This window comes from Streptomyces sp. RK62 (genome assembly GCF_018070255.1).
In the GTDB taxonomy this organism is placed as follows: domain Bacteria; phylum Actinomycetota; class Actinomycetes; order Streptomycetales; family Streptomycetaceae; genus Streptomyces; species Streptomyces nigra.
Genome location: NZ_JAGPYD010000009.1, coordinates 201,728 through 224,052 on the forward strand (window position 1 = coordinate 201,728; position 22,325 = coordinate 224,052).

Below are 22,325 nucleotides of genomic sequence, written 5' to 3' on the forward strand. Positions count from 1 at the left end.
GCGGTCTCACGCTGCCCGCGCCCCCCTCCGGGCGGCCACCCCTCATCCGGGCCGGCCGGCGGAGGGACGCGGGCGGGTGCGTCCGGCTCATGACCTCCCGTCAGGAGCCGGACGCCGTACACGGTCCCGGTCCGCGCGGGGCGCGGACGGGTGTCCGGGCGGTGCCGGTGCCTGGGCGCGACAGGACAAGTGTCGGCACCGGCACCACCCGGAGGTCTCGGAGGGCCTCAGTGGGACGCGCCGGACAGGCGCTCCACGGCCCGCAGCAGCGCCGAGTGGTCCAGGCCGCCGTCGCCCTGCGCCCGCAGGGACGCGACGAGCTGGGCGACCACGGCGCCGACCGGCAGGGCCGCGCCGACATTGCGGGCGGCGTCCGTGACGATGCCCATGTCCTTGTGGTGCAGATCGATCCGGAATCCCGGCTGGAAGTCGCGGTTCAGGAAGTTGTCCTTCTTCCGCGTCAGCACGGTCGAGCCCGCCAGACCGCCGTTGAGGACGTCGAGCGCGGCTTTCAGGTTCACGCCGGACTTCTCCAGGAAGACCACGGCCTCGGCGCACGCCTGGATGTTCACGGCGACGATCAGCTGGTTGGCGGCCTTCACGGTCTGGCCCGAGCCGTGCGGACCGCACAGCACGATGGTCCTGCCGAGGGCCTCGAAGATCGGCTCTGCCTCGTCGAAGTCGGCCTGCTCACCGCCGACCATGATCGACAGCACCGCCTCGATCGCGCCGGCCTCACCGCCGGACACCGGCGCGTCCAGCACCCGGATGCCCTTGTCCCGCGCGGCCTTCGCCAGGTCCACCGAGGTCTGCGGGGTGATCGAGGACATGTCGATCAGCAGCGCGCCGGAGCGGGCGTTCTCCAGGATGCCGTCGGGGCCGTACGCGATGGCCTCGACCTGCGGGGAGGCGGGGACCATGGTGATCACGACGTCGGCGTCCCGCACGGCCTCGGCGATCGAGCCGGCCGCGGTGCCGCCCGCGGCGGCCAGCCGGTCCAGCTTGTCCTGCTCCAGCGTGTAGCCGGTGACCCGGTATCCCGCCTTGATCAGGTTCTCGGACATGGGGGAGCCCATGATGCCGAGGCCGATCCAGGCGATCGCAGGGCGGGTCGGGTGGGAGGAATCTGCAAGGGCGTTGCTCATGATGGGGTGCCTTTCGGTAACGAGGTCAGCGGGGCAGCCAGTCGAAGGCCTCGGCGCTCGGGCGGTCGCCCGGCTTGTACTCGAGGCCGACCCAGCCGTCGTAGCCCGCCTTCCGCAGCCGGCCGAGGAGGTCCTCGAGGGGGAGCGAGCCGGTGCCCGGTGCGCCGCGGCCCGGGTTGTCGGCGATCTGGACGTGGCCCGTCTTCGCCGTGTACCGCTCGATCACCGCCGGCAGGTCCTCGCCGTTCATGGACAGGTGGTAGAGGTCCATGAGGAACCCGGCGTTGTCCAGCCCGGTCGCCGCGTTGACCTTGTCGACGACGCCCACCGCGGCGGGCGCGCTGACCAGCGGGTACAGCGGGGACTCCGGCTTGTTCAGCGCCTCGATCAGCAGGATCGCGCCGATCCCGTCGGCGGCCCGGGCCGCGAGGACCAGGTTCTCCAGCGCGAGCGCGTCCTGCTCGGCCGGGTCCACGCCGTCGACGCGGTTGCCGTACAGGGCGTTGAGGGCCCCGCAGCCGAGGGAGCCGGCGAACTCCGCCGCGACCTCGACGTTGGCGCGGAACCGCTCCGACTCCTCGCCGGGCACCGACAGGGCGCCGCGGTCCGGGCCGGGGAGCTGTCCGGCGTAGAAGTTCAGCCCGGTGAGCTGTACGCCCGCGTCCTCGATCGCCTTTCTCAGGGCGTCGAGCTCGGACCGCTCGGGGGTGGGGGAGTCGATCCAGGGCCACCACAGCTCGACCGCGGTGAAGCCGGCCGCGGCGGCGGCCGCGGGGCGCTCCAGGAGCGGGAGCTCCGTGAAGAGGATCGACAGGTTGACGTCGAAGCGCTGCTCTGCGGCTGCGTCCCATCCAAGGCCTGGCATCGGGGCCGACGCTCCCTTCCGTGGCTCAGCTTCCGCAGTTTCCGTATTGCGGAAGTTGGTTTCTGCGTATTGGAAGAGTGCCGTCGGGTGTCCGGGGTTGTCAAGAGGGCTCGGCGGATGGCCTCGCCGCGCGTTAGGTTGTGCGCGTGCGATTGAGAGTGGAGTTCACGACCGAGCCCTTCGACCTCGACGAGGCGCCCGCGCACGCGGTGGCGGCCCGCGAGGTCATCGAGGCGGCCGACCTGGACGCGGTGGACGTCGGCCCGTTCGGCAACACCGCCGAGGGCGGCTCCGACGCGGTGCTCGCGGCCGTGGACGCCCTGCTGCGCAAGAGCCTCGACGCGGGCGCCACCCGGATCACGCTCCAGGTCAATGTGATCGAGGAGGGCGGGGCGTGACCGGCGACGGGGACGACAGCTTCATCGCGGCCGTGAAGCCGCTGGTCGACGCCATGGGCGGGGAGCTCCTCGCGCCCGACGAGGCCGGCCCCGAGGACGTCGTGCTCGCCTGGCGGGGCGCCGACGTCGTCGCCGTACGACTGCCCCAGCTCGCCGACTCCCTCGACCACATCCTGGCCGCCATGGAGCGCCGGATGGGCAAACCCCTGGCCGACCTGGACCGCAAGGCCAAGCAGGAGGTCGTCCGCACCCTCGAGGCGCGCGGCGCCTTCTCCGTACGGCACGGCGTGGAGACCGTCGCGAGCGCGCTCGGGGTCAGCCGCTTCACGGTCTACAACTACCTGAACCGGGACAAGAACCCCTGATCTGAGACTCCCCGGTTTCGTTACCGGGAATTTTCAACAAAGTGTTGACGCGCTGTCGCCGTTGGGCGTTAGCTAACGGCACGCCCGTTCAGCACGAAGGCCGTTCGCGGCCACGGAGGCTCCCGTGACGCCGAATTCCACGCCCCCGGGCCTGGCCCGGTTCAACGCCCTGGAGGAGCACGCGGCCCAGGCCGCCCTCCACGAGGTGTGCGCCTCCACCGCCTGGGTCGAGCGGCTGCTCGCCGCCCGCCCCTACGCCACCGTCGACGCGCTCCACCAGGCGAGCGACGCGGCCATGGCCGGGCTGACCGCCGACGACCTCGCCGAGGCCATGGCCGGCCACCCGCCGATCGGCCGCCCCCGGCCGGGCGACCCGGCCTCCGCCCGCGAACAGCGCGGCATGGCCGGCGCCTCCGAGGAACTCAAGGCGGAGATGCTCGAACTCAACCTGGCCTACCAGGAGAAGTTCGGCCATGTCTTCCTGATCTGCGCCACCGGCCGCACCGGCGAACAGATGCGCGACGCGGTCAAGGAGCGGATCGGCAACGCGCCCGAGCAGGAGCGTGAGATCGTCCGCGCCGAGCTGGGAAAGATCAACCGTATCCGGCTCGCCCGCCTCGTCGACGACGACTGACAAAGGACGCCGACCATGAGCACCAGCACCACCGCCTCCGTGTCCACGCACATCCTGGACACCAGCGCCGGCCGGCCCGCCCAGGGCGTCGCCGTCCGTCTCTCCGCCCGCGCGGGCCGGGACACGGACTGGCGGGAGCTCGGCGGCTCCGCGACCGACGCGGACGGCCGGTGCAAGGACCTCCCGGCCCCGCCGGAGGGCACCACCCACGTCCGGCTCGACTTCGCCGTCGAGCCGTACTTCGAGAAGCAAGCCGATGCGCAGCAGGACGCCCCCGCGAATCGGGACAGCGGTGCCGTGTTCTTCCCCGAGGTGGCGATCACCTTCGCGGTGACGCCCGGGGAGCACTACCACGTACCGCTGCTGCTCAACCCGTTCGGCTACTCCGTATACCGAGGGAGCTAGCTACATGACCGCCCATTCCAGCCCTGCCCGCCCTGTGCTTCTGGGACAGAACCAGTACGGCAAGGCCGAGAACCGAGTCGTCAGGATCACGCGGGACGGCACCACCCACCACATCAAGGACCTCAACGTCTCCGTCGCCCTGTCCGGCGACATGGACGACGTCCACTACTCCGGCTCCAACGCCAACGTCCTGCCGACCGACACCACCAAGAACACGGTGTTCGCGTTCGCCAAGGAGCACGGCATCGAGTCCGCCGAGCAGTTCGGCATCCATCTCGCCCGGCACTTCGTCACCAGCCAGGAGCCGATCCACCGGGCGCGCATCCGCATCGAGGAGTACGCCTGGGAGCGGGTCGAGGGCACCGGCGCCGACGGCGAGGAGATCAAGCACTCCTTCGTCCGCCAGGGCCAGGAGACCCGGCTCACCCAGATCACCTTCGACGGCGAGCGCTGGGAGGTCGTCTCCGGCCTGAAGGACCTGGTCGTGCTGAACTCGACGAACTCCGAATTCTGGGGCTACGTCAAGGACAAGTACACGACGCTCAAGGAGACCCACGACCGCATCCTGGCCACCGAGGTCTCCGCCCGCTGGCGCTTCGGCTGGACCGACGGCGAGCAGCCCGCGCCCGACTGGAACGAGTCCTACGAGCAGACCAAGCGGCACATGCTCCGGGCGTTCGCCGAGACCTACTCGCTCTCCCTGCAGCAGACCCTGTACGAGATGGGCGCCCGCATCATCGAGAACCGCGACGAGATCGACGAGGTCCGCTTCTCCCTGCCGAACAAGCACCACTTCCTGGTGGACCTGGAGCCGTTCGGGCTGAAGAACGACACCGCCGAAGGAGCCGTGTACCTCGCCGCCGACCGCCCCTACGGCCTGATCGAGGCCACCGTCCTGCGGGACGGCAGCGAGGCGCGCATCCCGGCGGACCTCACCAACCTGTAGACCCACGCACCTACTTCGGCACCCGCGGGCGGCGGGCCGGGCTCTTTGAAGGGCCCGCCGGCCGCGGCACTCAAACCCCCGGGGTCCTGCCGTGCCCTCTCCACGAAAGCGCAAAGGACCGACCATGGCAGCAGCCCAGCGCATCGTCATCGAGAACTGTGCGATCGCGACCGTCGACGCCAACGACACCGAGTACGCCACCGGACACGTCGTCCTGGCGGACCGGCGCATCGAGTCCCTCGGCGCGGGCAGCGCCCCCGAGGGCCTGGAGAACGTCGTCCGCCGTATCGACGCCACCGGGCACCTCGTCACCCCCGGCCTGGTCAACACCCACCACCACTTCTACCAGTGGATCACCCGGGGCCTGGCCACCGACCACAACCTCTTCGACTGGCTCGTCGCCCTCTACCCGACCTGGGCGCGCATCGACGAGCAGATGGTCCGTGCCGCCGCGCAGGGCTCGCTCGCGATGATGGCCCGCGGCGGCGTCACCACCGCCATGGACCACCACTACGTGTACCCGAAGGGCTCCGGCGACCTGTCCGGCGCGATCATCGGCGCCGCCCGCGAGATGGGGGTGCGCTTCACCCTCGCCCGCGGCTCCATGGACCGCAGCGAGAAGGACGGCGGACTGCCCCCGGACTTCGCCGTCGAGACCCTCGAGGGCGCGCTCGCCGCGACCGAGGAGACGGTGAAGCGCCACCACGACACCTCCTTCGACGCGATGACCCAGGTCGCCGTCGCCCCCTGCTCCCCGTTCTCCATCTCCACCGAACTGCTCCGCCAGGGCGCCGAACTCGCCCGTCGGCTCGGCGTACGCATGCACACCCACGGCTCGGAGACCGTGGAGGAGGAGAAGTTCTGCCACGAGCTGTTCGGCATGGGCCCGACCGACTACTTCGAGTCCACCGGCTGGCTCGGCGAGGACGTGTGGATGGCGCACTGCGTCCATATGAACGACTCCGACATCGCCGCCTTCGCCCGCACGAGGACCGGCGTCGCGCACTGCCCGTCCTCCAACGCCCGCCTCGCCGCCGGGATCGCCCGCGTCCCCGACATGCTCGCCGCCGGCGTCCCCGTCGGCCTCGGCGTCGACGGCACCGCCTCCAACGAGTCCGGCGAACTGCACACAGAACTGCGCAACGCCCTGCTCGTCAACCGGCTCGGCGCCCACCGCGAGTCCGCCCTCAACGCCCGCCAGGCCCTGCGCCTCGGGACGTACGGCGGCGCCCAGGTCCTCGGCCGGGCGGCCGAGATCGGCTCCCTCGAACCCGGCAAGCTCGCCGACCTCGTGCTGTGGCGGATGGACACCCTCGCGCACGCCTCCATCGCCGACCCGGTCACCGCCCTCGTGTTCGGCGCGGCCGCACCGGTCACCGCGTCCTTCGTCAACGGCCGCCAGATCGTCGAGAACGGCCGGCTGCTCACCGCCGACGAGGACGCCATCGCCCGCAGCACCCGTGCGGAAGCGCGGCGGCTGGCCGAGATCGCCGCGCGCGACTGAACACCCCCATGAACTCCGGCCGGGAGGGACGGCTCCCGGCCGGGGCCCCGGACCCCCGGGTCCCGGGGCGGCCGCCGCCGGGGCGTGCACACGCGCGCCCCGGCCCGGTCCACCGTCCCCGTACGACCGGTCCCTCCCCCAGCTCTCGGCTCCGCTCGAGCAGGAGGGCACCCCCCGCCCACCCGCACCACCTCCCTGACACCCACGGCAGTCCCACGCTGCCGTGTAACCGACCGGAGGGCAGCCGCCGTGGCCGACCACCCCGTTGACGAGAAACTCCCCGCGCTCAAGATGGCGACGACCGGCCTGCAGCACGTGGCCGCCATGTACGCGGGTGTCGTCGCCCCACCCCTGATCGTCGGCGCGGCCATCGACCTCTCCGCCTCCGACCTGACCTTTCTGACCGGCGCCTGCCTGTTCACCGCGGGCCTCGCCACCTTCCTGCAGACGCTGGGCATCTGGAAGATCGGCGCCCGGCTGCCGTTCGTCAACGGCGTCACCTTCGCCGGTGTCGCCCCCATGACCGCGATCGTCGCCTCCACCGCGGACCCGTCCGACGCCCTGCCGATCATCTTCGGCGCCGTCATCGTCGCCGGGCTCCTCGGCTTCCTCGCCGCCGGCGTCTTCTGCAAGGCGATCCGCTTCTTCCCGCCGGTCGTCACCGGCACCGTGATCACCCTCATCGGGATATCGCTGCTGCCGGTCGCCTTCGGCTGGGCCCAGGGCCCCGACCCCGCCGCCCACGACTACGGCTCGGCCACCAACCTGGGCCTCGCCGGTGTCACCCTGCTCATCGTGCTGCTGCTGCGCCGGTTCACCACCGGCTTCGTCAAGCAGATCGCCGTCCTGCTCGGCCTGGTCGCCGGCACGCTCCTCGCGATCCCGTTCGGCGCCACCGACTTCGGGCCCGTCGCGGACGCGGCCGTCGTCGGCTTCCCGACGCCGTTCCACTTCGGGGCCCCGCAGTTCCAGCTCGCCGCGATCATCTCGATGTGCGTGGTGATGGTCGTGTCGATGACCGAGTCGACCGCCGACATGCTGGCTCTTGGCGAGATCGTCGACCGCCCGGCCGACGAGCGGACCATCGCGGCCGGGCTGCGCGCCGACACCCTCGGCTCCGCGCTGAGCCCGCTGTTCAACGGGTTCATGTGCAGCGCCTTCGCCCAGAACATCGGTCTCGTCGCCATGACGAAGATCCGCAGCCGGTACGTCGTCGCGGCCGGCGGCGGCTTCCTGGTGCTGATGGGGCTGTGCCCGATGGCCGCCTCGCTGATCGCGGTCGTGCCCCGCCCGGTGCTCGGCGGCGCCGGAGTCGTCCTGTTCGGGTCGGTCGCCGCGAGCGGCATCCAGACGCTGGTCCGGGCCGGGCTCGACAAGGACAACAACGTCCTGATCGTCGCCGTCTCACTGGCCGTCGGCATCGTCCCCATCACGGCGCCGGAGTTCTACCACGCCTTCCCGGTGACCGCGCGGATCGTGCTCGACTCCGGAATCTCCACGGGCTGTGTGGCGGCGGTGCTGCTCAACCTGGTCTTCAACCATCTGGGTCGCGGCGGCCGGGACGCCCAGGACGTGACCCATCCGATGGAGGCGGGGGAGGAGCTGACGAGGGCGCCGGCACGCCCCTGAGCCGTGCTGCGACAGCGCGCGCCCCGGCCGGACCTCAGGAGTCCTGCTGGGGCGCGCGGCCGTGCGGGTGCCGGATCAGCGGGTGTAGGTCACCCGGCTCTCCTTCATCAGGGAGCCGCAGTTGGAGCCCGTCACCTGGACGTACACGTTCTTGATGTGACCGCCCCAGTCCACGCAGTGCCCCTTGCCGTAGACGTAGGTGGGTCCGGCGTACGAGGTGTAGAGCCCGTAGTCCTCGTCGTACTCGTCGGTGTCCGAGACGTAGATCCACGCCGACATGTCCTGAGCGGTGCCCGGGGTGTTGCGGATCGTCGCCACACAGTTCTTGCCGTTGCCGGAGTTGTACGTCAGGTACACGGTGCCGAGCGAGCCCACGGGGGCCGAGTTCACCGTCTTGTAGCCGCTGCCGCAGACCTTCTGCGGGGTGGTGTTGGGTGCCGCGGAGGCGGGCGCCGCGAGGGCGGCCGTACCGCCGACGGTCAGCGCCGCGAGCGCCACGGTGGACAGGACAGAACGCGCGTATCGCATATTTCCCCCTGGTGTCCATTGGAGTCGGTTGCTCCTGCATGGTGTGACCCGCGGGGTATGCGAATGGTTGTGCTCGAATCTGACGCCGTGTCGACGAATCTTCCTGACGATGTGCGCTCAGATCCCGAACAGGACCGGATCCGTGGCGAGTTCCTTGAAGTAGTCCTGCGGGTTCGCCACCATCCGGCGCTCCTTGAGGTCCAGCAGACCGCCGACGGCGGTGAGTTCGGCCGCGACCGTGCCGTCCGCCCTCACCATGTCCTGCCGGATACGGAACGTCTTGCCGCCCGTCCACTCGAAGACGCACGTCACGTCGACCTCGTCCCCGGCGAGCAGCTCGCGCCGGTAGCGGATCGTCGTCTCCAGGGCGACCGGACCGACCCCCTTGGATATGAGCCCGGTCTGGGTGATCCCGGCGGCCTGCAGCAGCGACCAGCGGGCGTGCTCCGCGTAGTTGATGTACACGCTCTGGTTGACGTGCCCCTGCACGTCGGTCTCGTATCCGCGGACGGTGATCCGTACGGAGAACGGCTCGCTCACTGGTACCCCTTCGATGGTCGATGCCCGGTGCACCGATCTTGGCACGCCGCTCACGCCCTGCGCGGGGACGCCAGCAGATAGCGCGCCCGGCCGCGCGGCTCGGTGTGCTCCCCGACCTGCCAGCCCGCCTCCTCCAGTGTGGCCGCGCAGGCCCGCAGCCGCGCGCCGTCCGGCTCACGCACCGCGACCGCGTCCGGCTGGGGCGTGGCCCGCACCCGGTAGCCCTCCTCGGCGTCCCCCTGGGCCGGGCGGTGCCCGGCGGCCTCCAGGGCGAGCGCGGCGGCCTGCACGAGATGCCCGCGCTCCCACGCGCACGGCCGGTCCACGGACCCGTCCGCGTTGGTCATCCGGCGCAGCTCCAGCAGGCCCTGCCAGGCGCTGTGCACCTCACGCGCCCGGGCCGGCCCGCCGGCCGGCCGCTCCTCCCCGCCGATCCGCGCGGCGAAGACACCGCCGCCCGCGGGCGGTGCGGCGGGCTCGGCCACGGCCTCGGTCGCCGGCTCCTCCGGCGTCCGCAGGCGGTGCCCCGCCGGGGTCAGGAAGTGATCGTGCGGCGGGCGTGGGTGCCGGAAGGCCAGACCCCGCCCCACCAGCGCCGCGAGCTGGGCCGGGGTGCCCTTCAGCCGCCCGGTGACGGGGTCGGCGGCGTCGATGACACGCCGCTGGGCGGCGGTCGGCGGCCGGGTCACGGCGTGCTCCTCCCCGGGGTCCGTACGGCGTCCGCCCGCGCGGGGACGCGGCGACCCCTTCCTCCGGAAGGCTACGACCCGGGTCTGACATTCCAGCCGGTGATCACCGGGCGGCCGTGCTCGGTGCCGAGCCGGCACAGCGCCCCGGTGGCCAGCTGGAACAGCGCGCCGTCGCCGGGCGGCAGGCCGAGATAGCGGGCGGTGAGCACCCGCAGGAAGTGCCCGTGTGCCACGAGGACCACACAGCCCTCCGTGTTGGCGAGCGCCGCGTGGACCTTGGCGAGCATCCGGTCGGCGCGCTCGCCGACCTCCTCCGGGCTCTCGCCGGGGTGGTCCGGCGGCCCGGGCGCGACGCCGTCCGTGAACAGGAACCAGCCGGGCCGCTCCCGCTGGATCTCGACGGTCGTCACGCCCTCGTAGCCGCCGTAGTCCCACTCGCGCAGATCGACGTCGACGCGTACGTCGTGCAGCCCGATCAGTTCGGCCGTCTCCCGGGCGCGCTGCGCGGGACTGGTGAACGCGGCACCGATGCGGTGCGAACGGACCAGCGGCACCAGCCGCCGGGCCTCCTCACGGCCGTGCTCGGTCAGCGGCACGTCCGTCGAGCCGGTGTGCCGCCCGGACCGCGACCACTCGGTCTCGCCGTGCCGGACCAGAAAGACCTCACCCACCGCGCACCCTTCCCGCTCGCCTGCCGACACCCTGCCACACGGCGGCTCCGGGGCGCGCAGCGGACTGGGCCGGACGGTCGTCGTCGCCGGCCGCGGTGGCCCCGCTCAGGGCCCGGGCAGCGCCTGCACCGACTGGGCGAGCTGGCCGACCGCGGTGACCAGCGGCGCCACCGGCTGCACGAACGCGGTGAGCCGGTCCAGGGCGCGCCGCAGCACCGACGGCTGCGGTTCCTCCTCCTCCAACTCCTCACGCAGGCGTCGCAGTTCCCGGTCGGTGGCGTCGGGGTCGGCCAGGGCCGCCCGGTGCTCCTGGAGCAACCGCTCGACCTGGGCGAGCAGTTCGGCCGTACGGGCCGCCTGCCCGGCGTCCTGGGCCGGGAACGACACCGAACCGGAGAACGCCTGCGCCCGGTGCCCGACGGCCTGGTTGCCCACGTAGTGGCTGCCGCCGCTGATCACGATGCCGTTGTTGACGGGAGGGTCCTGGGGTCCGTCGTCGTGCCGCATAGCCGTCGTCCTCCTACTTCTCGGAACCGTCGGTGCCGCTGACGGCGGCCGGGCCGGTCTGCCGCGGGACGGTCTGGTTGGCGCTCGCGCCCGCGCCGACCGCCTGGTTGCCGACGATGCTCATGCCGCCCTGCTGGATGACGCCCTGGTTGAGGATCGTCTGCTGCTGGGCGCGGAAGTCGGTGATGTCGTAGCCGCGCGAGTCGAGGAACTCCCTCAGCGCCGCCAGGGCGTGACGCTCCACCAGGGCGGTGATCCGGCCGGCGTCCACGACCTGGAAGTAGTTGTGGTAGTCGGGGCTCAGGGCCATCTCGCGCACGCTCACCCGGGCACCGAAGTCGAACACCGGGTCCTGCTCCATGGCCTTCAGCTCGTCCATCATGCGCTTGTGGTGCCGGGTCTCGAAGCGGGCGTACCGGACGGCGCGGAACGGGGCGGCGAGGAACGCCGGGCCGGTCCGGGACAGCGAGGTCACCAGCAGCCCGCGCCGGGCGTCGTCGCGGAGTTCGCCGCGCAGCCGGTCCACGACGTGGTAGTCGGCCCGGACGGGCCCGAGCACGTGGTTGTCGCAGTGCAGATGCAGGGTGCGGCCCGCCGTGGAGAAGTGCAGGAACACGCTGGGCACCACATCCCCGCCCCACAGCGGCACATGGACGGCCAGATAGTGCCGTACGGCACCGGAGGGGCGCTCGATGATCCGGTCGACCTCCGGCGGCGACAGCCGGGCCACGGGCGCGAGCGCGGTGCCGCTGGTGAACCGGTCGTCGTCCCCGATGGCCGTCCCGCTCGCGAAGACGCGGTCCTCGACGAACAGGGACCGCAGGGCGTCCGCGCCCTCGTCCGCCGCGCCGTCCACGGCACCGCGCTCGGCGACCGTGCGCAGCCGCTGGCGTACATGGTCGACGAGGTCGGTGACGGTGAAGGGTTCCGGCTCGGCGGGGCGGGCCTTCACCCCGGCGGAGTCGTCGGCGGGGAGCAGCGGCACGGCGATCGACCACTTGGAGTCGGTGCCGGCGTAGCCGACGAACGGCGTGTAGCCGCTGTACACCGTGACGTTGCCGCTCTGCGCCTCCCGGATCGCCGTCAGCCGGTCCGCGATCCACTTGTGGCGCGGCACGGTCGGGCGCGGCCGGTGCGGGAACGCCTCGCGGGTCATGGTGGTGCGCAGCAGCCCGTCGACGGCGAGATCGTGCCGTACGACCGTCGCGCATGCGAACGCGACGGCGGCGATCGACGCCAGGACGGCGGGGACACCGCCCCCGTACGCGCCGAGCAGCCAGGCCGGGAATCCGGACACGGGCGCCGCCGAGATGCCGTAGCCGAAGTAGAAGGCGACGAACACCATGACGACGGCGGAGAGACCGGTGCCGATCAGCACCCGGCTCTCGGGCTGGTGGTGGCCGCGGGTGGCGTGGCTCGGACGGCCCCCGGTGCGCCGGGCGGTCGACAGCAGCACCATGGAGAACAGCAGCCACAGCGGGGCGAGGACGGCGACCAGGGCGAACGCGCAGGTGAGCCGCAGGTCCCGCTGCTGGCGGAGGTCCCGCGCGGTCAGGCAGTGCCGGACGACCGACACCAGGTCGACGTCGGGGGAGGGGGCCACCGCGCCGGCCTCGTCGGCGAGCACCTCCTCCACGACCCGGTCGGCGAACTGCTCGTCGACGTAGGCGGCCGTGCACAGATAGCGCGTGACGTCGCCCGGCTCTCTTCCGACGGGCATGTGGACCGGACCGGTCGTCATGCCGGTTCCTCCCTCTCTGTTGCGACGGGCCGGCGCCGGCCGGGCACCGGGGGACGGGACGGTGACGGACGGCGCGGCCGCGAGCAGCGCGAGCACCACGCCGGTCGCGACGCCGAAGACGAGGCCCTGGCGCAGCAGCTGCCAGAGCACCGGGGCGGACTGGTCGAAGCGGTACTCCTCGGGCCGGAACAGCTGGGGGAGGGACCACAGCAGCGTCTGCAGGACCACCGCCACCAGGACGGCACCGACGATGTGGCGCAGCCAGGCCGGGATCCGGGCCGGCAGCCGGGCGGGGACCAGGACGATGCCCGCGATCAGCGCCAGGACGCGCAGGTCGTTGCCGACCAGATACCAGAAACCGCCGGCGTAGTGGTCGGGGTCGTATCCCCAGGCGGGCAGCGAGGCCACGGAGAGGAGCCAGGGCTGCTCGCCGCTCTCAAGGTAGAGCTCCCAGTAGTGCTCGCTCAGCGGCCGCTGCACCCACTCGCTGCCGACGATCAGCAGAACCGCTACGAGCAGGAGCGGACGGCCGCGTAAGCCGGACGGCGTGCCCGCGGCACGCCGGCGGGACGGTCTCATTCCGGGGTCCCCCTATCCCCTGGATGCTGCGAACGGTGGCGGCACTCTATGGCATCCCCGTTCTCCGCGACCGCGAATCCGCGAACATCCACGCCTACTGGCGATAGCCGCTCAGGAACCGCCCGATCCGCCCGATCGCCGCCTCCAGGTCGTCGGCGTACGGGAGCGTGAGGATGCGGAAGTGGTCGGGGGAGGGCCAGTTGAAGCCGGTGCCCTGGACCACCTGGATCTTCTCGCGCAGCAGCAGGTCCAGGACGAACCTCTCGTCGTCGTGGATGCGGTGCACCTTGGGGTCCAGGCGCGGGAAGGCGTAGAGGGCGCCCTTGGGCTTCACGCAGGAGACGCCGGGGATCTCGTTGAGCTTCTCCCAGGCCACGTCGCGCTGTTCGCGCAGCCTGCCGCCGGGCCGCGTCAGGTCCTGGATCGACTGCCGGCCGCCGAGCGCGGCCTGGATGGCGTACTGGGCGGGGGCGTTGGCGCACAGCCGCATGGAGGCCAGCATGGTCAGGCCCTCCAGATAGTCCTTCGCGTGCTGCTTCGGCCCGGTGACCACAAGCCAGCCGGAGCGGAAGCCCGCCACCCGGTAGGTCTTCGACAGCCCGCAGAAGGTGAGGACGACGAGGTCGGGGGCGAGCGCGGCGGCCGAGTGGTGGACGGCGTCGTCGTAGAGGATCTGGTCGTAGATCTCGTCGGCGAACACCATCAGGCCGTGCCGGCGGGCCAGATCGAGGATGCCCTCGACGACCTCCTTCGGATACACCGCGCCCGTGGGGTTGTTGGGGTTGATGATGACGACGGCCTTGGTGCGGTCGGTGATCTTCGCGGCCATGTCGTCGAGGTCCGGGTACCAGTCGGCCTGCTCGTCGCACAGATAGTGCACGGCCTTGCCGCCGGCGAGGTTGGTGACCGCGGTCCACAGGGGGAAGTCCGGCGCGGGGATGAGGACTTCGTCGCCGTCCTCCAGCAGGGCCTGTACGGCCATGGAGACCAGCTCGGAGACGCCGTTGCCGAGGAAGACGTCGTCGACGTCGACCTCCAGGCCGAGCGTCTGGTAGCGCTGGGCCACCGCGCGGCGGGCGGAGAGGACGCCGCGCGAGTCGGTGTAGCCGTGCGCCCGGGGGAGCATCCGGATCATGTCCTGGAGGATCTCCTCGGGCGCCTCGAACCCGAAGAGGGCGGGGTTGCCGGTGTTGAGGCGCAGCACGCTGTGGCCCGCCTCCTCCAGCGCGTTCGCCTGCTCGATCACCGGGCCGCGGATCTCGTAGCAGACCTCGCTCAGCTTGCTCGACTGCCGGAACTCCATGCGCGCTCGCCCCTCCGGATTCGTGTGTTGCTTGGTTTTACCAAGTGAGAGCTTGGAAAGTCCAACAACATGTCTAGACTGCGTCGCATGTCACCTCGCCGAAGCTACGACCAGTACTGTTCCGCCGCCCGCGCGCTCGACGCCGTCGGCGACCGCTGGACCCTGCTGATCGTCCGGGAGCTGCTGGCCGGTCCGCGGCGCTACACCGACCTGCACGCCGACCTGCCGGGCGTCAGCACGGACGTACTGGCCTCGCGGCTGAAGGACATGGAGCGCGACGGCCTGAGCACCCGCCGCCGGCTCCCCCCGCCCGGAGCGGCCTACGTCTACGAACTCACCGACCGCGGACGGCGGTTGCTGCCCGTGCTGCTGGCGCTGGGGGAGTGGGGCCGGTCCGAACTGGGCGAGCGCCGGCCCACCGACGCCGTCCGCGCGCACTGGTTCGCCCTGCCGCTGCTGTCGTCCCTGGAGGGCGAGGGAGTGCTCGAAGTGCACCTGGAAGAGGGCGACTTCCATCTGTACGCCGGTGCCGAGGACGGGCCCGTGTACGGCGAGGGACCCGCGCCCCGCGAGCCCGACGCACGGCTGGACCTGGACTTCGCGACCTGCGAGGCGCTGGCCCGCGGCGAGATGAGCCTCGCGGACGCCGTCCGGGACGGCCGGGCCACCGTGACCGGCGAGGGCACCCTGGCCAAGGCGCTGCTGGAGGCGTGAACGCCGAGGGCCCCGCCGTACGACCGGTACGGCGGGGCCCACGCGTCGTCCTGACGTGACGTCAGGCGGCCGGCGGCACCCGGGGCGGGCGTCCCGCACCGCGCGTCAGCGCGTACCCGCCGATGCCCGCGAGCGCGGCCAGTACACCGCCGAGCCCGGTCCACACCCAGCGGTCGGACCACCAGCCGGAGGCCCAGCCGTCGTCGGGCTCCAGGCTCGCGAGCAGTGCCTCGTCGCCGGACTTCTCCTCCTCGTCGCGGGTGACCCCGGCGCCCGGCACCAGCGGCTCCGCCAGCGAGCCGTCCACCGCCGCCGCCCCGCCCGCGTCCTGCGAGCCGACCCGCACCTCGGCGCTCACCGGCTGCCCCAGCACAGAGGCCGGCACGTCCACCGCCGTCAGCCGCACGTAGTACGTACCCGGCAGCGGGTCACCGGACCACGGCTCCGCCCAGCCGCGCACGGTCCGCAGCGCGCACGCCAGCTCGACCGACGCCGCACCGGCCGCCGCGGTGCGCGTCTGCGCCCCGAACCGGCAGGCCTGACGGCGCCGCAGACCGTCGTACACGTCGATCTGCCAGGTCTCGGCGGCGTGTTCGGCCGGCAGCTTCACCGTCGCCTCGACGGTCGGCCGCTGACCGGTGTCCGCCGGGAACGACCAGTACAGGTAGTCACCGGTGGAGGCGTTCGCCGTGGCCGTCTGCCCCTGCTCGATCTCGGTGGCCGTACGGAACGAGGTGCCCGCCCGTGTCGGCGCGTCCGTGTCCTCCGAGGCGCCCGGCGACGGCGAGGAGTCCGCCGCCGCGGGCCCCGCGGCCAGTCCCAGGGTCAGCAGGGCGGCGCCCAGCACACGTGTCATCCGCATCAGTTGGTCCTCCAGACCGCGACGCGCCAGCGTGACAGCCAGCCCCAGACGAGACCGGCGAGGAAGCCGGCGAGGATCAGCGCGCCCAGCAGCCACCAGCCGCGCCCGAGGCCGAAGGAGGCCACGTCACGCGCCGGCGACGGCCCGTCCACGACGTCGACCGTCAGCTCCAGCGGCAGCCCCGGCGTGGTCTTCACACCGGAGCCCGCCGAGAAGGAGTGCGTCACCTGGAGGCACACGGCCTCCGCCGGGGCGTTCTCCTCGTCGTCGTCCGCCTCCGCCTTCGGGTAGCGCAGACCGGCCGACACGACGTCCGTCCGGCCGGTGCCGGCCGCCTCGCCGCGCACGATCTCGCGGCCCGAGGTCGTCACGGCCCGCACCAGCACGCCGTACGACGGGTTCACCGCCCGGTCGGCCGCCACACTCACCGAGGCCCGCAGCTCCTGGCCCGGACGCACGTCGACCCGGTACCAGCGCTGCTGCCCGAACTCCTCGCGGTCCGTGTACAGGCCGGACTTCAGCGTCGGCGCCTTCTCGCAGCGGTCCGCGCCGTCGGTCGCGACCGGGGTCACCACCGGATCGGCCGCCCGGTCCACCAACTGGTTCACCTTGTCGGTGAGTTCCTCGGTGTGCTCGATCGAAGTGAAGGTGCCGCCGGTCGCCTCCGCGATACAGCTCAGCTGCTGCCGCAGCTTGGTGTTCGGCACCAGGCCGAGCGTGTCGATGGTCAGGCCGATGCCCTTCGCGGCGATCTCCCGGGCCACCTCGCACGGGTCGAGCGGCGCGCAGGTGTCCTCGCCGTCGCTGATGAGCACGATGCGCTTGGAGCCCTCACCGCCGTCGAGGTCCTCAGCTGCCTTCAGCAGCGCCGGGCCGATCGGGGTCCAGCCGGTCGGCGTCAGCGTGGCCACCGCGGCCTTGGCCTCGGTGCGGTCCAGCGGGCCGACCGGGTAGAGCTGGGCGGTGTCCTTGCAGCCCGTCTTGCGGTCGTCGCCCGGGTAGTTGGCGCCCAGGGTGCGGATGCCGAGCCGCACCTCCTCGGGCGTCGCGTCCAGCACCTCGTTGAACGCCTGTTTCGCCGCGGCCATCCGCGACTGGCCGTCGATGTCCCGGGCCCGCATGGAACCGCTCACGTCGAGGACGAGATCGACCTTGGGTGCCATCGCGCTCACCTCGTCGGCGGCCGCCCCGGCCGGGAAGGCCACCCCGGCTGCGAGCAGGGCGAGCAGGGCGCAGGCCCCGGCCGCCAGCCGTGTTCGTATGATCATCGGCGGATCCTAGTGACCCTGGGGTGCCCGCTCCAAAACGGGGTCAGAACACGTCGGCGCGCAACGGGTTGGGCAGCAGGGTCCACTGGTCCCCGGACACGCCGGGCGACAGCCGCATCAGGGTGAGCGCCTTCGTCGGCAGCTCCTCCTCGCGCAGGGCCGCCAGGTCGGCGGTCGCAGGGAGGTCCGGCACGGCCGCCGCGAGGGCCGTGCGCAACGCCGCCCCGGAGCCCGCCGTGCCCGCCAGCGCCCCGGCCACCAGGGAGCCGAACAGCTTGCGGCGCAGGGCCGTCACGTCGTCCGTGACGATCCGGCCGGTCAGCTCCGGTACCGGGACACCGTGCCGCGCCAGCCGGGCCGGGCTGATCCGGATGTCGGCGAGATCGCGGTACACCAGCCGCACCGGCGCCCCGTCCGGCGCCAGCACCACCAGCAGATTCTGGCCGTGCGCCTCCAGGGCCACGCCCATCTCCAGCAGCCGCAGCCCCGCCGTCAGCGCCAGCCGCGCGAACGCCGCCAGCCACGCATCCGAGGCGGGAAGCCCGGTACCGGGCAGCGCCGCCACCGGCACCACCCGCTCCCCGGCCCCCGCGTACACCCCGGGCGGCTCCCGCAGCACCGCCGCCAGCTCCGCCGAACCGGCCGTCACGGCCCCCAGTGTGCGCGTGAAGTGCACCAGGCCGTCCAGCCGGTCCCCGAGATCCGCCGCGAACCGCGACAGCGTGTCCGACATCCCCACCGAGTACACCGAGATGTCCCGCACCGACGACGTCAGCCGCGCGCTGAGCGCCGTCTTGACGTGCGGCCCGCCGGGCACGGCGAGCGTACGCAGCGCCATCAGCGGATGCGCGGCGAACCCCTCCTCGTACGGCCGCTTCAGCACATGCTCGGCCTGCCACGGATGGACCGGGATCAACAGCCGTCCCCCGTCCCGCAGTTCCCCCGGCCACTCGCCCGTCACCAGGCACCCCTCCGCCGGCACCGGCACCCGGGCCAGCGACACGACCGGGCGGTGCTCCGGCCCGTACGCCAGCTGCTCCGCGACCGAGAAGCCGGGCCGGGAACGGCAGTTGGGGTGGAACGGATGCCCGTCGACCACCCGCTGCTCCCACTCCCATTCGTGCTCCGGCCACTCTTTCGGGTGAGACTCCTGATCGGCCCGCGCGAGGGCCAACGAGGCGACGCTGTGCCCGAGTTCGGCGGTGAAGGCGGCACTGTGCGGTACGGCGAGGTCCGTCAGCAGCCGGACCGGATCGTCGTACTCCGTCCGGTCCAGCCGCACGGAGGTGACGTAGGCGTCCGTGGCGTACGGGTCCGGCCGCGGGCCGTGCAGCCGGCGGCCGTCCGCCAGTCGCAGGGTGAGCCCGTCCGGGCCCCGCTCCCGGCCGGTCACCCAGGTCAGCGGCTCGTACGCCGGCGCACGCCACAGCCGGGTCAGCACCGCGGCCCGGGCCCCCGGCAGCGCGGCCGTGTACGCGGGGACGAGCGCGGGGCGGACTTCGGCCAGTTCGGCGGCGATCTCGGCCTCGGCACTGGGGTGACGGTGCACGGGTGGGCTCCTCGGGTACGAGTAGGACGTCGGGACGGCCGCCGACGACAGACATACTGATCGTCTCCCGCCTGAACGGACCGTAGGGAACCAGTGGATCGCGTGCACCTCACCCCGCCGAACTCCGCGGCCACCGCGGCCCGCGCCGACGCCCTGGCGATCGCCCCGCTGCTCAACTGCCTGCTCCGCGAGGTCGCCGAACCACAGCGGGACGGGACGGCGCGGCCGGACGTGCCGGACGACGAGCGGCGGGTGCACCGGCTGCGCGGCTCGGGCCGCCTCCTGCGCGTCCTCGGCGACCGGCGGCCCGCCGAACCCGAGGTGCACACCGGCGGCGCCTGGCACCGCGTCGGCCACGCCGAGCTGGTCAAACTCGTCGCGGACGAGCTGCGCCGGCACACCGGGCAGTCCAACCACGAACTGCCCGCCGAGATGATCGACAGCCGGGACGCGCTGGCCGCCCTGCTCACGGCACGCGCGCGTGCCGTACCGCCCGACGACCTCTACCTGCGCTCCGAGCAGTCCCTCCTCACCGGGCACCCCCACCACCCCGCGCCCAAGGCACGCGGCGGCGGCCCGGTGGCGGCCTGGCTGCCGTACGCCCCCGAGGCGTACGCCCGCTTCCCGCTGACCCTGCTCGGGCTGCGCGAGGACACGGTCGTCGAGGAGGGTGACACGCGAGCCCTGGACGCCCTCGGCGAGGCCCCGCCGGGCTACCGGCTGCTGCCCGCGCACCCCTGGCAGCTCGGCCTCGTCGACCTCGCGCCCGCCTTCGCCGACGGCCGGCTGATCCGGCTCGGCACGACCGCCTTCGACGCCTGGCCGACGGCCGCGATCCGCACGGTGTACACGCCCGGGCACGACCTGTTCCTCAAGTTCAGCCTCGACGTCCGGATCACCAACGACATCCGCCGGCTGTGGCGGCACGACCTGCTGCGGCTGCGCCGCACCGACGCGGCGGCCACGACGGCCTTCGCGGGGCAGGACGCGGCCTGGCTGAGCGACCGCGGCTACCGCACCGCCTCCTTCGCCTTCGAGGAACTGGCGGTGCTCGTGCGCGACGGGCTGCGCGGCCGGGTGCGGCCGGGGACCACACCGCTGCTGGCCGCCGCGCTGGTCGAGGGCTTCGACGGCAGCCCGCTGGACACGGCCCGGGACCCGGCCAGCTGGTGGGAGGCGTATCTCCGGCAGGTCGTCCCGCCCGCCCTGACGGCGTTCCACGCGCACGGTGTCGTCCTGGAGGCGCATCTGCAGAACACGCTGGTCGCCTTCGACGCGGACGGTCTGCCCGCGCAGGCCCTGTTCCGGGACGCCGAGGGCGTGAAGCTTCTCGGGGACGTGTCCCGGGCGGCGGGCTGGGAGCGGCTGGTGTACTGCCTGGTCGTCAACCACCTCGTCGAGATCGCCGGCGCCCTCGTCGCCCGTCACCGCGCCTTCGACCCCTGGCCCGCCGTCCGCCGTGAACTGGCCCGCCACGCCCTCCCCGAGATCCCGGCCCTGCTGTCGTCCCCCACTCTCCCCGGGAAGACCAACCTGCTCCTGCGCTGGACGGGCGCGGACGGCGCCGACGCCCGCTATCTGCCGCTGCCGAACCCGCTGGCCGGGGGATGACCGGGGGCTGACCCCCGGGTCCGCATATGCCGCGAAATGGGTACTGGACCCGATGGTCCCGGCCCCCTGCCGCATGTGAGGGTGACAGTGAACCCCCGGCCTCCCGGTCACCGGAAGGAGGAGGTATGCCGCACCCGACCCGACCGCGCCCGACCCGATCCCCGCACCCCCTCGACGCACGGCCTCGGCACCGCGACCCCCGTTTCACCCGGGGCCCCGAGACCGGCCGTCCACCGCCGGGCGGCCCGCGCGGCCGGCGTGGCGCCTGGGCGCTGCTGGCCGCCTCGGTGGTGATGCTGACCGCCGGCGCCATGCTGCCGCAGGGCCTGCTCCTCGCCTCCGGCCTGGTCGCGGCCGGAATGGCGGTCCAGATGCTCACCCCGCCCGAGAAGCCCGAGCCCCCGCGCCCCCGCTTCCCGGAGCCGGCCCGCCCCGACGCCCCGACCGACCGCACGCCCGACGACGCCTGACGAGAAGCGGGCGCGGCACCCCGCCCGCTTCCGTAGCCCTTGTCCGCCCCGCTGTGGAAGGTGGTGACCCGTGGGGCATGCCGACACCCTGCTCGCGATGGGCGGCGCGTTCGTGGCCGCCGCCGTCCTCGCACGCCTCGGCCGCCGGATCGGCCTGCCGACCATTCCGCTGTTCATGCTCGCCGGGATCCTGCTGGGCCCGCACACCCCCGGCCTGGTCCTGGTGCGGGACGCGCACGACTTCGAGATGCTCTCCGCGCTCGGTCTCGTGCTCCTGCTGTTCTACCTCGGTCTGGAGTTCCAGCTCGACGACCTCAGAGCCGGCGGCAGACGTCTGCTCGCGGCGGGCGGCGTCTATCTGCTGCTGAACGTCGGGGCGGGCCTCGGCTTCGGGTTCGCCCTGGGCTGGGGGCTGCGGGAGGCGCTGGTCCTCGCCGGGGTCCTCGGCATCTCGTCGTCGGCGATCGTCACCAAAGTGCTCGTCGACTCCGGGCGCATCGGGCACCCCGAGACCCGGCTGATCCTGGGCGTCACCGTGGTGGAGGACATCTTCCTCGCCCTGTACCTGGCGGCGCTCCAGCCCGTGATCAGCGGCGCGGAGGGCACGGGCGAAACGATTCTGCAGGCCGCCAAGGCGTTCGGCTTCCTGCTCGTCCTGGCCATCGCGGCCCGCTACGGGACCCGCCTGATCGGCCGCCTGATCGCCGTACGGGACAACGAGCTGCTGGTCATCAGCTTCCTCGGCGCCGCGATCCTCGTCGCCGGCGTCTCCGAGGTGCTCGGCGTGGTGGACGCCATCGGCGCCTTCATGGTCGGCCTGATCCTCGCCGGGACCCCGTCCGGGCCCCGGATCCGCCGGCTCGTGCACCCGCTGCGGGACGCGTTCGCGGCGATCTTCTTCCTGGCCTTCGGGCTCGCCATCAATCCGGCCGACCTCGTCTCCGTCGCCGGCCCGGTCGCCGCGGCCGTCGCCCTGACGATCGCCATGAACGTGATCGCCGGGCTCTTCGCGGCCCGGCTGTACCGCTACGGGCCCGGGCCCACCGCCAACATCGCCACGACCCTGCTGGGCCGGGGGGAGTTCGCGCTGATCCTCGCCGCGATGGCCGCCACCGCCGGACTCGACGGACGGCTCGCCCCGTTCATCGCCAGCTATGTCCTCGTCCTCGCGGTGCTCGGCCCCATCCTCGCCGGGCGCGCGCACCTGCTCGCGCGCGTCCTGGAGGCCGCGGGGGCCGTCCGGCCCCGGCGCCGGGGCCGGACGTCGCGGGAGGAGCGGCCTTCCGACGACCGGGAGCCGGGGCTGCCCGACGACGAGCCGGCCGAGCCGTCCGAGGCCGCCGCCGCCCGCGCCGGCACACCGTGACCGCGACTATGCTCGACGCGTACCGGAGGCCGGAAG

The 22,325-nt window shown here is 72.8% G+C and carries 23 protein-coding genes; 11 read left to right on the forward strand and 12 right to left on the reverse strand.

The window, feature by feature from the left end; genetic code table 11:
• Positions 1-227: 227 nt before the first annotated feature.
• Together KBY32_RS19080 and KBY32_RS19085 are read right to left on the reverse strand one after the other, a co-directional pair.
• Positions 228-1,145: a 2-hydroxy-3-oxopropionate reductase gene (locus KBY32_RS19080; protein WP_210980905.1), complete on the reverse strand. Its 918-nt coding sequence runs from the start codon at positions 1,143-1,145 to the stop codon at positions 228-230.
• A 25-nt stretch (positions 1,146-1,170) separates the two neighbouring features.
• The gene (locus KBY32_RS19085) at positions 1,171-2,010 is read right to left on the reverse strand and encodes a TIM barrel protein (RefSeq protein ID WP_210980906.1); all 840 of its coding nucleotides are present in this window, start codon (positions 2,008-2,010) and stop codon (positions 1,171-1,173) included.
• 146 nt (positions 2,011-2,156) lie between these two features.
• Here KBY32_RS19085 and KBY32_RS19090 point away from each other — a divergent pair, with 146 nt between their 5' ends.
• The 7 genes from KBY32_RS19090 to KBY32_RS19120 all read left to right on the forward strand — a co-directional run bounded on the left by KBY32_RS19090 (position 2,157) and on the right by KBY32_RS19120 (position 7,891).
• Positions 2,157-2,408, forward strand: coding sequence for a hypothetical protein (locus tag KBY32_RS19090; protein ID WP_055619571.1), 252 nt, complete (start codon positions 2,157-2,159; stop codon positions 2,406-2,408).
• Positions 2,405-2,773 carry a helix-turn-helix domain-containing protein gene (locus tag KBY32_RS19095; RefSeq protein WP_055619482.1) on the forward strand — a complete coding sequence of 123 codons (369 nt, stop codon included), beginning with the start codon at positions 2,405-2,407 and terminating at the stop codon, positions 2,771-2,773. The genes KBY32_RS19090 and KBY32_RS19095 overlap by 4 nt, the downstream gene beginning before the upstream one ends.
• A 124-nt stretch (positions 2,774-2,897) precedes the next feature.
• The gene (gene uraD, locus KBY32_RS19100) at positions 2,898-3,407 is read left to right on the forward strand and encodes a 2-oxo-4-hydroxy-4-carboxy-5-ureidoimidazoline decarboxylase (RefSeq protein ID WP_115504639.1); all 510 of its coding nucleotides are present in this window, start codon (positions 2,898-2,900) and stop codon (positions 3,405-3,407) included.
• Between the two features lie 15 nt (positions 3,408-3,422).
• Positions 3,423-3,812 (forward strand): hydroxyisourate hydrolase, encoded by a 390-nt coding sequence (gene uraH, locus KBY32_RS19105; RefSeq protein ID WP_210980907.1) that lies wholly within the window; start codon positions 3,423-3,425, stop codon positions 3,810-3,812.
• A gap of 4 nt (positions 3,813-3,816) precedes the next feature.
• Entirely contained in the window at positions 3,817-4,758 is a 942-nt protein-coding gene (gene pucL / locus KBY32_RS19110) for a factor-independent urate hydroxylase (protein ID WP_210980908.1), read from the forward strand.
• A gap of 124 nt (positions 4,759-4,882) precedes the next feature.
• Positions 4,883-6,262: an 8-oxoguanine deaminase gene (locus tag KBY32_RS19115; RefSeq protein WP_210980909.1), complete on the forward strand. Its 1,380-nt coding sequence runs from the start codon at positions 4,883-4,885 to the stop codon at positions 6,260-6,262.
• A gap of 249 nt (positions 6,263-6,511) precedes the next feature.
• On the forward strand, positions 6,512-7,891 hold the full coding sequence (locus KBY32_RS19120; RefSeq protein WP_210980910.1) for a nucleobase:cation symporter-2 family protein: 1,380 nt from the start codon (positions 6,512-6,514) through the stop codon (positions 7,889-7,891).
• Positions 7,892-7,966: 75 nt separating this feature from the next.
• On the opposite strand, the gene KBY32_RS19125 is transcribed toward KBY32_RS19120, so the two are convergent.
• From KBY32_RS19125 to KBY32_RS19155, 7 genes are all read right to left on the reverse strand, one after another.
• Positions 7,967-8,419 (reverse strand): spore-associated protein, encoded by a 453-nt coding sequence (locus KBY32_RS19125; protein WP_210980911.1) that lies wholly within the window; start codon positions 8,417-8,419, stop codon positions 7,967-7,969.
• A gap of 117 nt (positions 8,420-8,536) precedes the next feature.
• Positions 8,537-8,959: a thioesterase family protein gene (locus KBY32_RS19130; protein WP_210980912.1), complete on the reverse strand. Its 423-nt coding sequence runs from the start codon at positions 8,957-8,959 to the stop codon at positions 8,537-8,539.
• Positions 8,960-9,009: 50 nt separating this feature from the next.
• Positions 9,010-9,648: a hypothetical protein gene (locus KBY32_RS19135; RefSeq protein ID WP_210980913.1), complete on the reverse strand. Its 639-nt coding sequence runs from the start codon at positions 9,646-9,648 to the stop codon at positions 9,010-9,012.
• Positions 9,649-9,719: 71 nt separating this feature from the next.
• Entirely contained in the window at positions 9,720-10,319 is a 600-nt protein-coding gene (locus tag KBY32_RS19140) for a histidine phosphatase family protein (RefSeq protein ID WP_115504633.1), read from the reverse strand.
• 105 nt (positions 10,320-10,424) lie between these two features.
• A complete protein-coding gene (locus KBY32_RS19145; RefSeq protein ID WP_055619472.1) occupies positions 10,425-10,826 on the reverse strand; it encodes a DUF5955 family protein in 402 nt (133 codons plus the stop codon).
• Positions 10,827-10,839: 13 nt separating this feature from the next.
• Positions 10,840-13,146, reverse strand: coding sequence for a hypothetical protein (locus KBY32_RS19150; protein WP_210980914.1), 2,307 nt, complete (start codon positions 13,144-13,146; stop codon positions 10,840-10,842).
• A gap of 94 nt (positions 13,147-13,240) precedes the next feature.
• Positions 13,241-14,449, reverse strand: a complete 1,209-nt coding sequence (locus KBY32_RS19155) for a pyridoxal phosphate-dependent aminotransferase (protein ID WP_210980915.1) — start codon at positions 14,447-14,449, stop codon at positions 13,241-13,243.
• Positions 14,450-14,536: 87 nt separating this feature from the next.
• Here KBY32_RS19155 and KBY32_RS19160 point away from each other — a divergent pair, with 87 nt between their 5' ends.
• Positions 14,537-15,163 carry a winged helix-turn-helix transcriptional regulator gene (locus KBY32_RS19160; RefSeq protein ID WP_210980916.1) on the forward strand — a complete coding sequence of 209 codons (627 nt, stop codon included), beginning with the start codon at positions 14,537-14,539 and terminating at the stop codon, positions 15,161-15,163.
• 61 nt (positions 15,164-15,224) lie between these two features.
• Here KBY32_RS19160 and KBY32_RS19165 read toward each other — a convergent pair whose 3' ends face one another.
• From KBY32_RS19165 to KBY32_RS19175, 3 genes are read right to left on the reverse strand one after another with little or no spacing between them, the layout of a single operon-like run.
• The gene (locus KBY32_RS19165) at positions 15,225-16,025 is read right to left on the reverse strand and encodes a hypothetical protein (RefSeq protein ID WP_115504629.1); all 801 of its coding nucleotides are present in this window, start codon (positions 16,023-16,025) and stop codon (positions 15,225-15,227) included.
• Positions 16,025-17,293 (reverse strand): VWA domain-containing protein, encoded by a 1,269-nt coding sequence (locus tag KBY32_RS19170; protein ID WP_210980917.1) that lies wholly within the window; start codon positions 17,291-17,293, stop codon positions 16,025-16,027. Before KBY32_RS19170 ends, KBY32_RS19165 begins: the two co-directional genes overlap by 1 nt.
• Positions 17,294-17,336: 43 nt before the next feature.
• The gene (locus tag KBY32_RS19175) at positions 17,337-18,842 is read right to left on the reverse strand and encodes an IucA/IucC family siderophore biosynthesis protein (protein ID WP_210980918.1); all 1,506 of its coding nucleotides are present in this window, start codon (positions 18,840-18,842) and stop codon (positions 17,337-17,339) included.
• Positions 18,843-18,935: 93 nt separating this feature from the next.
• Here KBY32_RS19175 and KBY32_RS19180 point away from each other — a divergent pair, with 93 nt between their 5' ends.
• The 3 genes from KBY32_RS19180 (at position 18,936) to KBY32_RS19190 (ending at position 22,289) form a co-directional block, all read left to right on the forward strand.
• Positions 18,936-20,453: an IucA/IucC family protein gene (locus KBY32_RS19180; protein ID WP_210980919.1), complete on the forward strand. Its 1,518-nt coding sequence runs from the start codon at positions 18,936-18,938 to the stop codon at positions 20,451-20,453.
• A gap of 125 nt (positions 20,454-20,578) precedes the next feature.
• Positions 20,579-20,923: a hypothetical protein gene (locus KBY32_RS19185; protein WP_210980920.1), complete on the forward strand. Its 345-nt coding sequence runs from the start codon at positions 20,579-20,581 to the stop codon at positions 20,921-20,923.
• A 70-nt stretch (positions 20,924-20,993) separates the two neighbouring features.
• On the forward strand, positions 20,994-22,289 hold the full coding sequence (locus tag KBY32_RS19190) for a cation:proton antiporter (protein ID WP_210980921.1): 1,296 nt from the start codon (positions 20,994-20,996) through the stop codon (positions 22,287-22,289).
• Positions 22,290-22,325 lie beyond the last annotated feature (36 nt).

Excerpts from the sequence above, each read along its gene's own strand:
- KBY32_RS19080 (WP_210980905.1), bottom strand. The coding sequence starts at position 1,145 with ATGAGCAACGCCCTTGCAGATTCCTCCCACCCGACCCGCCCTGCGATC.
- KBY32_RS19085 (WP_210980906.1), bottom strand. The coding sequence starts at position 2,010 with ATGCCAGGCCTTGGATGGGACGCAGCCGCAGAGCAGCGCTTCGACGTC.
- uraH (WP_210980907.1), top strand. The coding sequence starts at position 3,423 with ATGAGCACCAGCACCACCGCCTCCGTGTCCACGCACATCCTGGACACC.
- pucL (WP_210980908.1), top strand. The coding sequence starts at position 3,817 with ATGACCGCCCATTCCAGCCCTGCCCGCCCTGTGCTTCTGGGACAGAAC.
- KBY32_RS19115 (WP_210980909.1), top strand. The coding sequence starts at position 4,883 with ATGGCAGCAGCCCAGCGCATCGTCATCGAGAACTGTGCGATCGCGACC.
- KBY32_RS19125 (WP_210980911.1), bottom strand. The coding sequence starts at position 8,419 with ATGCGATACGCGCGTTCTGTCCTGTCCACCGTGGCGCTCGCGGCGCTG.
- KBY32_RS19145 (WP_055619472.1), bottom strand. The coding sequence starts at position 10,826 with ATGCGGCACGACGACGGACCCCAGGACCCTCCCGTCAACAACGGCATC.
- KBY32_RS19150 (WP_210980914.1), bottom strand. The coding sequence starts at position 13,146 with ATGAGACCGTCCCGCCGGCGTGCCGCGGGCACGCCGTCCGGCTTACGC.
- KBY32_RS19155 (WP_210980915.1), bottom strand. The coding sequence starts at position 14,449 with ATGGAGTTCCGGCAGTCGAGCAAGCTGAGCGAGGTCTGCTACGAGATC.
- KBY32_RS19160 (WP_210980916.1), top strand. The coding sequence starts at position 14,537 with ATGTCACCTCGCCGAAGCTACGACCAGTACTGTTCCGCCGCCCGCGCG.
- KBY32_RS19165 (WP_115504629.1), bottom strand. The coding sequence starts at position 16,025 with ATGCGGATGACACGTGTGCTGGGCGCCGCCCTGCTGACCCTGGGACTG.
- KBY32_RS19170 (WP_210980917.1), bottom strand. The coding sequence starts at position 17,293 with ATGATCATACGAACACGGCTGGCGGCCGGGGCCTGCGCCCTGCTCGCC.
- KBY32_RS19185 (WP_210980920.1), top strand. The coding sequence starts at position 20,579 with ATGCCGCACCCGACCCGACCGCGCCCGACCCGATCCCCGCACCCCCTC.